This is a genomic window from Pseudoroseomonas cervicalis ATCC 49957, assembly GCF_000164635.1.
In the GTDB taxonomy this organism is placed as follows: domain Bacteria; phylum Pseudomonadota; class Alphaproteobacteria; order Acetobacterales; family Acetobacteraceae; genus Pseudoroseomonas; species Pseudoroseomonas cervicalis.
On the sequence record NZ_GG770777.1, the window covers coordinates 913,988 to 924,966 of the forward strand.

The following is a 10,979-nucleotide window of genomic DNA, read 5'->3' on the forward strand; positions in this document are numbered from 1 at the left end:
GCCAGCGCCGCCACCGCCACCGAGGCGCGTCGCCGCGCCGAGGCCGAGGGCGGCGAGCACGCCCGCCTGGCCGAGAGCGCCCGCGCCCAGGTGGCGCTGCTGACCCAGCAGGTGACGCAGCTGCGCGCCGAGCTGTCGCGCATCGCCGCCCTGCTGGAGGCGGAGGAGCAGTCCGGGCGCGACAAGGAGGCGCAGATCAGCCAGCTCGGCCAGCGGCTGAACGCGGCGCTGGCCGCCCGCGTCGAGGAGCTGCAGCGCTACCGCAGCGATTTCTTCGGCCGGCTGCGCGACGTGCTGGGCGACCGGCCGGAGGTGCGCATCGTCGGCGACCGCTTCGTCTTCCAGGGCGAGGTGCTGTTCCCGGTGGGCGGCGCCGAGCTGTCCGCCGCCGGCCAGCAGCAGCTGCGCGCGCTCGCCCAGGTGCTGCTGGAGGTGACGCGGCGCTTCCCGCAGGACCTCGCCTGGATCCTGCGCGTCGACGGCCATGCCGATCGCAGCCCGCTGCGCGCCGGCGCCCGCTACGCCTCGAACTGGGAGCTGTCGGCGGCGCGCGCCATAGCGGTGGGGCAGTTCCTGATCGGCGAGGGGCTGCCGCCCAACCGCGTCGCCGCCACCGCCTTCGGCGAGTACCAGCCGATCGACAGCGGCGATTCGCCCGAGGCCTTCGCCCGCAACCGCCGCATCGAGCTGCGGCTCACCGATCGCTGAGGGGAGATTTCCGCGGCGGAAGAAGCTGGTGCGGGCGGTCGGACTCGAACCGACATATCCGTGAGGATGGCGGATTTTGAATCCGCTGCGTCTACCATTCCACCACGCCCGCCTGCCGCCCGGGGAGGCGACGGCTTCCAGATACAGGAAGCCGCGCCGCGCGTCACCTGGGTCCGCGAGCGGATGCGCGCGGCGCGGCGCCGGTTCAGGTCATCGGCACGCAGACATGGGTGGCGTAGCCGGGGCGCCGGCACAGCCCGTCATACCAGCGGCGCAAATTGGGCAGTTCCGGCCGCTCGACCGGCAGGGCGAACCAGCGATGCGCGAAGATGCCGAGGACGATATCGGCCAGGGAGAAGCGCTCCTCGATGAAGTCCCGCCCCTCCAGCCTCTGGTCGAGCAGGGCCCAGAGGGCCGCCGCCTTCTGCCGCGCCGCCTCGGTCGCCGGCCAGTCGCGCTCGGCCTCGGGAATGCGGACATGGGTGAAGAAGATCGTCGTCATCGGCGCCGAGAGATGCGCCAGCTGCCAGTCCATCCAGCGCTCGATGCCGGCCCGCGCGCGGGCCTCGGCGGGGTAGAGCGCCTCGCCCCCCGGCGTGCTGCCCGCCAGGTAGCGCAGGATGCTGTTGCTTTCCCACAGCGCCCAGCCATCCGGCTCCTGCAGCACCGGCACCAGCGCGTTCGGGTTCATCGCCTTGTAGGCCGCGTCCTGCGTCAGGCCATAGGCGCCGCCGGCGTCGCGCCGCTCATAGGGCATGCCGGTCTCGGCGGCGAACCAGAGCAGCTTCATCACATTGCTGCTGTTGGCGCGGCCCCAGATGATTCGCATGGCGTCCTCCCTGCTGTCGTCGCCACGCTATGCGTCCCCCGCCGGACGGTCCAGCCACCCTGGCGCTTGACCCCGGGCCGCGCCAGGAACAGGTATCGTGCGGTGACGACCCGGCGCGGGCGCCGCACGGCCCCGAAGGAGCCCCGCATGAACCAGGCCCTGCCCCAGCCCCGCCCGCCCCGCCAGGCGCCGGAGACGCTCGATCCCGTCTGGTCGCGCATCCGCCAGGAGGCCGAGGCGGCGGCGGCGCGCGAGCCGGAACTGTCCGGCTTCCTGCACGCCGCCGTGCTGCAGCACGACACGCTGGAATCGGCGCTCTCCACCCGCGTCGCCGACCGGCTGGACCATGCCGACCTGCCCACCGCCCTGCTGCGCCGCTCGCTGGAGCGGGCGCTGGAGGCGGACCCGCTGCTGCGCGAGGCGGTGCGCAGCGACATCATGGCCGTGGTCGACCGCGACCCGGCCACCAGCCGGGCGCTGGAGCCGCTGCTCTACTACAAGGGCTTCCACGCGCTGACGGCGCACCGGCTGGCGCATCTGCTGTGGAACGAGGGGCGGCGCGACCTGGCGCTGTGGCTGCAATCGCGCAGCTCCGTCGTGTTCCAGACCGACATCCACCCGGCGGTGGCGATCGGCCGCGGCATCTTCCTCGACCACGCCACCGGGCTGGTGGTGGGGGAGACGGCGGTGATCGAGGACAATGTCTCCATCCTCCAGGGCGTCACCCTCGGCGGCACCGGCAAGGAGGGCGGCGACCGCCACCCCAAGATCCGCCATGGCGTGCTGATCGGCGCCGGCGCCAAGGTGCTGGGCAATATCGAGGTCGGGCATTGCGCCCGCATCGCCGCCGGCTCGGTGGTGCTGAAGCCGGTGCCCTCGGGCTTCACCGTGGCCGGGGTGCCGGCGCGGGTGGTGGGCCAGGCGGGCTGCGCCGAGCCCTCCCGCGCCATGGACCAGATGCTCGACCCCACCGAGGAGTGACACCGATCCCGTGATTCCGCTTCCGCTGCTGGTGGCCGCGCTCGCCGCCGCCGCCCCGCTGCTGGCCATCGCCAGCGAGCGCTGGGGCGGGCTGAACCCCTGCGCCCTCTGCCTCTGGCAGCGCTGGCCCTACTGGGCGGGCGCGGTGCTGGCGCTGCTGGCGCTGGTGCTGCCGCGCCGGCTGATGCTCACCCTGGCGGGGCTGGCCATCCTGGGCTCCGGCGCCGTGGCGGTGGTGCATGTGGGGGTGGAGGCGAGATGGTGGCCCTCGCCCCTGCCCTCCTGCTCCGCCCCCAGCGCCGGCAACGCGGCGAGTGTCGAGGAGCTGATGAACGCCCTCTCCGACCGTCCGGCCAAGCCCTGCGACGATCCCACCTACCTCATCCCCGGCCTGCCGGTGTCGATGGCGGGGATGAACCTGGCCTATGCGCTGGGCCTCGGCGCGCTGGCGCTGTGGGGGGCGCGGCGGCGCGGCTGAGCGGCGCCTCAGCCCTCCAGCTCGGTGTCCCAGTAGAGGTAGTCGCGCCAGCTCTCATGCAGGTAGTTGGGCGGGAACAGCCGGCCATTCTCCTGCAATTCCCAGCTGGTCGGCTGGCGCGGCACCTGGCGCGGGAACATGCGGATCTCGGCCGGCAGCTTCGAGCCCTTGCGCAGATTGCACGGCCCGCAGGCGGTCACGACATTCTCCCAGCTGGTGCGGCCGCCGCGGCTGCGCGGGATCACATGGTCGAAGGTCAGCTCCTGGGTCGGCCGTTCATCGCCGCAATAGACGCAGGAGAAGCTGTCGCGCAGGAACACGTTGAAGCGCGTGAAGGCCGGCCGCCGCGCCGACGGGATGTATTCCCGCAGCGCGATCACGCTGGGCAGCCGGATGGCGTGGCGCGGCGAGCGCACCAGCATGTCGTATTCCGACAGCACCGAGACGCGGTCGAGATACACCGCCTTCACCGCATCCTGCCAGGACCACAGCGACAGCGGAAAATAGGACAGCGGACGGAAATCCGCATTGAGCACCAAGGCCGGGAAGCCGCCGGCGGCGCTGCCGCCCTGGCCTCCCGCAGACATCCCGTCAGGCAAGCGCCGCTCCTTTCAAGCTGCGCGCCGCAAGTGCTGGGGCCAGACCCGGCGGTCAGGCCCCAGATATCGTGGCGCCGCCGGTGTGCGGCCCGATTCATGCCAGCCCGGGGCGGCCGGTGCAAGGACCGGCCGGGCGGGTTTCACGCCGCTGTCACGCCCCCGCCGGCAGCCGCGCCGCGTTGCGCTGCAAAAACAGCGCCCCCGCGCTCAGCCCCGCATCGTCGATGCCATGCGCCAGGCGCGGGCAGTAGAGCGACTCCACCGGCACGCCGCGGGCGCGCAGCGCCGCCTCGGCGCTGCGGCTGGACTGCACCGGCACCACCTCATCCACCTCGCCATGCACCAGCAGCGTCTCGGGCCGGCTGGCGATCTCGGCCTCCAGCAGCTCCTCGCCGATCAGCCGGCCGGAATAGGCCAGGATGGCAAAGGGCGGCACGCTGCGGCGCAGCCCGGTGAACAGCGCCATCATCGCGCCCTGGCTGAAGCCCATCAGCGCCACCGCGCTCTCCGGCAGGCCGGCCTCGGCGCATTCGCGGGCGATCAGCGCGTCCAGCAGCGGCCGCGCCGCCTGGGCGCCGGCCAGCATCGGGCCGGGGCTGCGATCGGCCAGGCTGAACCATTGCCGCCCATACGGCCCGGCCTCGCAGGGAAAGGGCGCGTGCGGCGAGACAAAGCGCGCCCGCGGCAGCGCCCGCGCCCAGTGCGGCGCCAGGTCGATCAGGTCATTGCCATCGGCGCCATAGCCATGCAGCAGGACAACGATCTGCTGCGGCTTGGCCCCGCCCTGCGGCCCCCAACGCGGCCCATCCAACGCCTGCATGCGGCTTCCCCTTGCTGTGCTCCGGCCGCCTCCGCTACGCGCGATCCGTCATGGCTGCAACTCTGGTCACGCGCTTCGCCCCCTCCCCCACCGGCCGGCTGCATCTGGGCCACGCCCACAGCGCCCTGCTGGCCTGGCGCCTGGCGCGCGACTCCGGCGGCCGCTTCCTGCTGCGCATCGAGGACATCGACACGCTGCGCTGCCGCCCCGACTTCGTGGACGGCATCCTGGAGGACCTCGCCTGGCTGGGGCTGGACTGGGACGGGCCGGTGCGCCGGCAATCGGAGCATTTTCCCGAGTATCGCGCCGTGCTGGGCCGGCTGGAGGGCCTGGGGCTGCTCTACCCCTGCTTCTGCACCCGCGCCGACATCGCCCGCGAGATCGCCGCCATCGGCCATGCGCCGCACGGGCCGGATGGCGCGCTCTACCCCGGCACCTGCCGGCGCCTCTCCCCGGCCGATCGGGCCGCGCGGATCGCCGCCGGGGAGCCCTACGCCCTGCGCCTCGACATGGCGGCGGCGCTCGCCCACGCGCCGCGGCCGCTCTCCTGCCTGGAGCACGGCCGGCGCCGGCGCTGCGACCCGGCGCGATTCGGCGATGTCGTCCTGGCGCGCAAGGACATCCCCGCCAGCTACCATCTCTGCGTCACCCATGACGACGCGCTGCAGGGCGTGACCCTGGTGACTCGGGCCGCGGACCTGGCGCCCGCCACCGACCTGCACCGGCTGCTCCAGGCGCTGCTCGGCTGGCGCGCGCCGCGCTACTGCCACCACGGGCTGCTGCTGGGGGCGGACGGGAAGAAACTGTCCAAGCGGGACAACGCGCCGACGCTGCGGGGGCTGCGGGAGAAAGGCCTCTCCCCGGAAGCGGTGCGCCGCATGGCCAGCACCGGGGGAGAATGAATCCTCCCCCGCGCCCCCTCCTCTCGTTCTGTCAGGGCCGGCCGGCGCTCAGCGGCGCAGCGCGGCGATGACGAAGATGACGGCGGCGATCAGCGCGATCGCCACGATGCCCTGCACCACGGCGAAATTCGGCGCGTCCTGCGCCACCAGCAGCGTGGTCACCGCGCCAGCGGCGGCCAGGATGAAACGGATCCACATGGCACCCTCCCTGTCCGGGACGGCACCATCCTAGGCCGCTTCCTGGCCGGCGGTAAGCCGGCATGGCCGGCAAAAGAAAACCGCCCCGGTCCTGCGACCGGGGCGGCGTCAGGCCGGTGGCGCTGGCGGGGCTCAGCCCGCCATCGCGGCGTCCTTCTTCTTGCGCATCGCGGGCGACAGCATCAGCGCCAGCGTCACAAAGGCGATGCCGAGCAGCACGCCCGAGATCGGCCGCTCGATGAACACCATCGGGTCGCCGCGGGAGAGCAGCATGGCGCGGCGCAGATGTTCCTCCATCATCGGGCCGAGCACGAAGCCCACCAGCAGCGGCGCCGGCTCCATCTTCAGCTTGGCGAAGACGTAGCCCAGCACGGCGAAGAACACCGTCTGGTAGACGTCGAAGACGCTGTTGTTGATCGAGTACACGCCGATCGCGCAGAAGGTCAGGATCGCCGGGTACATGTACTTGTAGGGAACCTGCAGCAGCTTCACCCACATGCCGATCAGCGGCAGGTTGATGACCAGCAGCATCAGGTTGCCGATCCACATCGAGGCGATCAGGCCCCAGAACAGGTCCGGCTGGGCTTCCACCATGCGCGGGCCCGGCTGGATGCCCTGGATGATCAGCGCGCCCACCATCAGCGCCATGACGGCGTTGGAGGGGATGCCGAGCGTCAGCAGCGGGATGAAGCTGGTCTGGGCGGCCGCGTTGTTGGCGGCCTCCGGACCGGCCACGCCCTCGATCGCGCCATTGCCGAACTCGCCGCGGCCCTTCGACATCTTCCGCTCCATCATATAGGAGCCGAAGGAGGCCAGCGAGGCGCCGCCACCGGGCAGGATGCCCAGCGCCGAGCCGATCAGCGTGCCGCGCAGCACCGAGGGCGTCGCCCGCTTCCACTCCTCCTTGGTCAGGAACAGGCTGCCGACCTTGGTGGAGAGGACGCTGCGCACCTCGGGGTTCTCGAGGTTCAGGATGATCTCGGCGATGCCGAACACGCCCATCGCGATGGCCGCGAAGTTCAGCCCGTCCGACAGCTCGGGGATGCCGAAGGTGAAGCGCTGCTGGCCGGTCTGCACATCGGTGCCGACCAGGCCGAGCGCCACGCCCAGCACCACCATCGCCACCGACTTCACCACCGAGCCCTGCGCCAGCACCGATGATATGATCAGGCCCAGCAACATCAGGGAGAAGTAGTCGGCCGGGCCGAAGGACAGCGCCACCTGGGTCAGCAGCGGGCCGGAGGCCGCCACCAGCACGGTCGCGACCGAGCCGGCGAAGAACGAGCCCAGCGCCGAGATGGCCAGCGCCGCGCCGGCGCGGCCGTTGCGCGCCATCTTGTAGCCCTCCAGCGTGGTCACCACGGAGGAGACCTCGCCGGGCAGGTTCAGCAGGATGGCGGTGGTCGAGCCGCCATACTGCGCGCCGTAATAGATGCCGGCGAGCATGATGATCGCGGTGGTGGCCGGCTGGCCGAAGGTGATCGGCAGCAGCAGCGAGATGGTGGCGACCGGGCCGATGCCCGGCAGCACGCCGATCGCCGTGCCGATCAGCGCGCCGAGCAGCGCGAAGAGCAGGTTGTCGAAGCTGAGCGCGACGCCGAAGCCATGCGCCAGGTTAGCGAGCAGCAGTTCCATGGTCTCTTCGCGCCCTCAGAACACCGGCCAGACATTCACGCGGATGTCGAGCTCGTAGATGAACACCCACCAGCACAGCGCCAGCAGGAACACCACGCAGCCGGCGACGCCGAGCGGACGGTGGTCGGGATCGGCCAGCGCCGCGACCACCACCATCGCGGTGATCGCCAGCAGCAGCCCGCCCTGTTCCAGCAGGATGCCGAACACGATCATGCCGAGCAGCACGAAGGCCAGCTTGCGCCAGCCCGGGCTGACCGCGGCGATGCCGAAGCCGATGGCGAGCGCGATGCCCAGCGCGTACCAGTTGGCCGACAGCGCCGGCACCGAGGCCAGCAGCGGATAGGCCAGCAGCGTCGCGCCGGTGCCGACGAGCAGCGTGGTGAAATCGAGCTTGGTCCACTTCTCCAGCGGATCCAGCCCGCCGAAGAAGGACACGACCAGCACGATCGCGCCCAGCCCCAGCTCCAGCCAGAACACCAGCATCGGCATGTAGCCCGGCCCCATCCGGCGCGCCGTGCCCAGCGTATGCTCCGTGTTCAGCCAAAGGCCCACCGCCGCGAAAATGAGCAGCAGCAACCCTGAGGCCAGATCTTTCGCGTTGATCCTCATGCCGATCCCTTCTTGAACCCCCGCGTGCGGCAGACACGCGCCCCTCACTCGCCGGCAGCGTTGGACACGGCGCGTCACCGCCGCCCCGATCCAACGATCAGTTCCTGCCGGATGGGCCCCCTTGGCTGCCGCCAGGCCCGGTTCGATTCGACTGCGATGTCAGGATGGAAACACGGCGCCGGCCCGGCTTATCCGCGAGGAGCGTTGCGCGAGGTCCGTCGCCGGTCCCCAGCACCTTGCCCCGCGATGCGGGCTATCACTTTTCCACCCTCCCCCTTCAGCGGAATGCAGGGCAACCTATGGCACCGGAATGTGCGGGAGCAAGGCGCCATCATTTCATGAATGAAAGTTCATGTACTGCACTGCGCAAGAAACGCATCGCCGCCCGTCTCGCGGCCGCGCCATCAGGAAGTCCAAAGCCATGACGAACGAATTTCTGTTCAATGACCCCGCCGGGCCGCTCCGCCAGGCGGCCGCCAGCCTGGCGCCGCAGCTGGTCGCGCTGCGCCGCGACATCCACGCCCATCCGGAACTCGCCTTCGAGGAGGTCCGCACCGCCGGACTGGTCGCCGCCGAGCTGTCGCGCCTCGGCATCCCGCACCGCACCGGCATCGGCCGCACCGGCATCCTCGGCCTGATCGAGGGCGGCCAGCCGGGCCCGACGCTGGCCATCCGCGCCGACATGGACGCGCTGCCGATCCAGGAGGAGACGGGCCTGCCCTACGCCTCCTCCGTGCCGGGCAAGATGCACGCCTGCGGGCATGACATTCATACGGTCACCCTGCTCGGCGTCGCCGCCATCCTGAAGGAGCTGGCCCCCCGCCTGGCCGGGCGCGTCGTCCTGGTCTTCCAGCCGGCCGAGGAGACGCTGCAGGGCGCCGCCGCCATGATCGCCGATGGCGCGGCGGAGGGCATCGACCTGGCACTCGGCTTCCACAACCACCCCGACACCCCGGTCGGCCGATTCGGCTTCGTCCGCGGCGCCTGCCTCGCCGCCTCCGACCTGTTCGACCTGACGCTGCGCGGCCGCTCCGGCCATGCCGCCCACCCCTATGCGGCCGTCGACCCGATCGTCGCGGCGGCGCATTTCGTCACCCAGGCGCAGACCGTGGTCTCGCGCGAGGTGAAGCCGCTGCACCCGGCCGTCGTCACCATCGGCCAGTCGGTCGGCGGCACCACCTACAACATCATCCCCGAGCGGGTGCAGCTGAAGGGCACGGTGCGCACCCTGCACCCCGAGGCGCGCGACACCGCCGAGGCCGCGCTGCGCCGGCTGATCCAGGGCATCGAGACGGGCCTGCGCGTCAGCGCCAGCTTCGAGTACCGCCGCATGGTGCCGCCGCTGGTCAACAGCGACCGCGTGCTCGACCCGGCGCTGCGCTCGCTCGCCGCGCAATTCGGCGCCGAGGCGATCACCGAGGGCGAGCCCAGCATGGGCTCGGAGGATTTCTCCGCCTTCGCCGAGCGTGTGCCCGCCTTCCAGCTCGGCATCGGCAGCGCCACGCCGGGGCGCGACGACCGGCTGCACAATGCCGACTACCAGCCCGATGAGGGCTGCATCCCGGCGGGTGTCGAGGCGCTGTCGCGCATCGCCCTCGACCTGCTGACCCGCGCCGCGTGAAAGGCCAGCCCATGAAGATCTGCGTGTTCGGCGCCGGCGCCATCGGCGGCCATCTGGCGGTGCGGCTGGCGAAGGGCGGCGCCGAAACCAGCGTCGTCGCCCGCGGCGCCCAGCTCGACGCCATCCGCCGCAACGGCCTGGCCATCGAGGCGCCGGATGGCCGCTTCGAGGCCCGTGTCGCCGCCGGCAGCGCCGCCGAGCTCGGTCCGCAGGACGCCGTCATCGTCACCGTCAAGGCGCCCTCCCTGCCGCAGATGGCCGAATCCATCGCGCCGCTGCTCGGGCCCGACACCACCGTCGCCTTCGTCATGAACGGCATCCCCTGGTGGTATTTCGACCGCCATGGCGGCGCGCTCGACGGCCGCCGCCTGCCGGCGGTGGATCCGGGCGACGCGGTGCGCAACGCCATCGGCGTCGGGCGCACGCTCGGCGGCGTCGTCTACTCCGCCTGCACCGTCACCGAGCCGGGCGTGGTGAAGGTCGAGCACGCCAACAACCGCGTCATCCTGGGCGAGGTCGATGGCAGCCTCTCCCCCCGCGCCCAGGCCCTGGCCGACGCGCTGAGCGCCGGCGGCGTCTCCGGCGAGGTGACGCCCTCGATCCGCCGCGAGGTCTGGATGAAGCTGATGGGCAACCTCGCCCAGGGGCCCTTCACCATCCTCTCCCGCCAGGGCATCGGCGGCACCCTGGCCGACCCGGCCGTGCGCGCGGCCATCAAGCGGGCGATGCAGGAAGCCATGGCGATCGCCGAGGCGCTCGGCCAGGGCTTCGAGTTCGAGCTGGAGAAGCGCATCGCCGCCTCCTCCAGACTCGCCCACAAGCCCTCCATCCTGCAGGACCTCGAACTCGGGCGGCCGATGGAGATCGATGCCCTGTTCCGCGTGCCGCTGGAACTGGCCCGGCTGGCAGGGGTGGAGACGCCGACCCTCGACCTGTCGGTCGCCCTGGCTACCCAGGCGGCGACGGCGGCGGGGCTTTACAGGCCGCAGTAAGAAAAGGCCGGGGGGACAGGGTCCCCCCGGACCCCGCCTTCAGTTTGGGGCAGGCATGGCGGTCTGGCCCAGCACCCAGCCTTCCCAGCGCTGGATCCAGGGGTCCGCGGGCACGAAATCGGGGCGCTGCCCGTCCAGCACGGCCACCAGGCACAACAGCCCCAGCACGCTGTCGAAGCGGTCCTCGCCCACCGCATCCGCGCCGAACCCCTCCTCCACCGCCAGCGCCAAGCCGGCGGAGGCCACCACGCCCAGCCGCGCCATCGCCAGCCGCAGATCCGGCCCGGCAGCGCGCCGCGCCTCCCGCACCCGCTTGCTGCCCGACAGCCGGATGCCGAGATGCCGCATCGCCTCGGCCGGATAGACCTCGGCCAGCACCGCCCGGCCCGGCGCCAGCAGGGCGTGCAGCCCGCCCTCGAAGGGCCAGAAGCGCAACGGCGCGCCGGTGGAAAGCGATGGCGCCAGCCAGTCCCGCCAGGCGCTGATCGCCGCCTTGCCGGTCTGATTGGCCCCCAGCGTCCAGAACAGCGGCGCACCGGCCGGGCGCTCGGCCGTCGCCCGGTCGCACCAGCGGCTGAGCCCGGCCGCGCCCGCGAGCCCCAGCGCC

Annotated in this window: 12 protein-coding genes, 1 tRNA gene and 1 pseudogene; 6 read left to right on the forward strand and 8 right to left on the reverse strand. The window is 72.0% G+C overall.

Annotation, left to right across the window (positions count from 1 at the left end; translation table 11 throughout):
- Positions 1–708: peptidoglycan -binding protein (locus tag HMPREF0731_RS03925; protein ID WP_007002729.1), on the forward strand; the 708-nt coding region annotated here is incomplete at its 5' end.
- Positions 709–734: 26 nt separating this feature from the next.
- On the opposite strand, the gene HMPREF0731_RS03930 is transcribed toward HMPREF0731_RS03925, so the two are convergent.
- Both HMPREF0731_RS03930 and HMPREF0731_RS03935 read right to left on the reverse strand, forming a co-directional pair.
- Positions 735–820: transfer RNA gene (locus tag HMPREF0731_RS03930), tRNA-Leu, on the reverse strand.
- A 93-nt stretch (positions 821–913) separates the two neighbouring features.
- A complete protein-coding gene (locus tag HMPREF0731_RS03935; protein ID WP_007002730.1) occupies positions 914–1,537 on the reverse strand; it encodes a glutathione S-transferase family protein in 624 nt (207 codons plus the stop codon).
- A gap of 147 nt (positions 1,538–1,684) precedes the next feature.
- On the opposite strand from HMPREF0731_RS03935, the gene cysE reads away from it, so the two are divergent.
- Both cysE and HMPREF0731_RS03945 read left to right on the forward strand, forming a co-directional pair.
- The gene (gene cysE, locus HMPREF0731_RS03940) at positions 1,685–2,518 is read left to right on the forward strand and encodes a serine O-acetyltransferase (RefSeq protein WP_007002731.1); all 834 of its coding nucleotides are present in this window, start codon (positions 1,685–1,687) and stop codon (positions 2,516–2,518) included.
- 10 nt (positions 2,519–2,528) lie between these two features.
- Positions 2,529–2,996: a disulfide bond formation protein B gene (locus HMPREF0731_RS03945; RefSeq protein ID WP_007002732.1), complete on the forward strand. Its 468-nt coding sequence runs from the start codon at positions 2,529–2,531 to the stop codon at positions 2,994–2,996.
- Between the two features lie 8 nt (positions 2,997–3,004).
- Here HMPREF0731_RS03945 and HMPREF0731_RS03950 read toward each other — a convergent pair whose 3' ends face one another.
- Both HMPREF0731_RS03950 and HMPREF0731_RS03955 read right to left on the reverse strand, forming a co-directional pair.
- A complete protein-coding gene (locus HMPREF0731_RS03950) occupies positions 3,005–3,583 on the reverse strand; it encodes an HNH endonuclease (protein ID WP_051014655.1) in 579 nt (192 codons plus the stop codon).
- Between the two features lie 163 nt (positions 3,584–3,746).
- Positions 3,747–4,415: an alpha/beta hydrolase gene (locus HMPREF0731_RS03955; RefSeq protein ID WP_007002734.1), complete on the reverse strand. Its 669-nt coding sequence runs from the start codon at positions 4,413–4,415 to the stop codon at positions 3,747–3,749.
- A gap of 50 nt (positions 4,416–4,465) precedes the next feature.
- Here HMPREF0731_RS03955 and gluQRS point away from each other — a divergent pair, with 50 nt between their 5' ends.
- Positions 4,466–5,317 (forward strand): tRNA glutamyl-Q(34) synthetase GluQRS, encoded by an 852-nt coding sequence (gluQRS, locus tag HMPREF0731_RS03960; protein WP_007002735.1) that lies wholly within the window; start codon positions 4,466–4,468, stop codon positions 5,315–5,317.
- Positions 5,318–5,365: 48 nt separating this feature from the next.
- On the opposite strand, the gene HMPREF0731_RS24950 is transcribed toward gluQRS, so the two are convergent.
- The 3 genes from HMPREF0731_RS24950 to HMPREF0731_RS03970 form a co-directional block, all read right to left on the reverse strand.
- Entirely contained in the window at positions 5,366–5,515 is a 150-nt protein-coding gene (locus HMPREF0731_RS24950) for a hypothetical protein (RefSeq protein WP_007002736.1), read from the reverse strand.
- A gap of 132 nt (positions 5,516–5,647) precedes the next feature.
- Positions 5,648–7,150, reverse strand: coding sequence for a tripartite tricarboxylate transporter permease (locus tag HMPREF0731_RS03965; protein WP_007002737.1), 1,503 nt, complete (start codon positions 7,148–7,150; stop codon positions 5,648–5,650).
- A 15-nt stretch (positions 7,151–7,165) separates the two neighbouring features.
- A complete protein-coding gene (locus HMPREF0731_RS03970) occupies positions 7,166–7,726 on the reverse strand; it encodes a hypothetical protein (RefSeq protein ID WP_245538240.1) in 561 nt (186 codons plus the stop codon).
- 454 nt (positions 7,727–8,180) lie between these two features.
- Between HMPREF0731_RS03970 and HMPREF0731_RS03975 the strand changes: the two genes are divergently transcribed.
- Together HMPREF0731_RS03975 and HMPREF0731_RS03980 are read left to right on the forward strand one after the other, a co-directional pair.
- Positions 8,181–9,380, forward strand: coding sequence for a M20 metallopeptidase family protein (locus tag HMPREF0731_RS03975; protein WP_007002739.1), 1,200 nt, complete (start codon positions 8,181–8,183; stop codon positions 9,378–9,380).
- A gap of 11 nt (positions 9,381–9,391) precedes the next feature.
- Positions 9,392–10,372, forward strand: a complete 981-nt coding sequence (locus HMPREF0731_RS03980; RefSeq protein WP_007002740.1) for a ketopantoate reductase family protein — start codon at positions 9,392–9,394, stop codon at positions 10,370–10,372.
- Positions 10,373–10,411: 39 nt separating this feature from the next.
- On the opposite strand, the pseudogene HMPREF0731_RS03985 reads toward HMPREF0731_RS03980, so the two are convergent.
- Positions 10,412–10,979, reverse strand: a pseudogene (locus HMPREF0731_RS03985) (hypothetical protein); the annotation flags it as partial.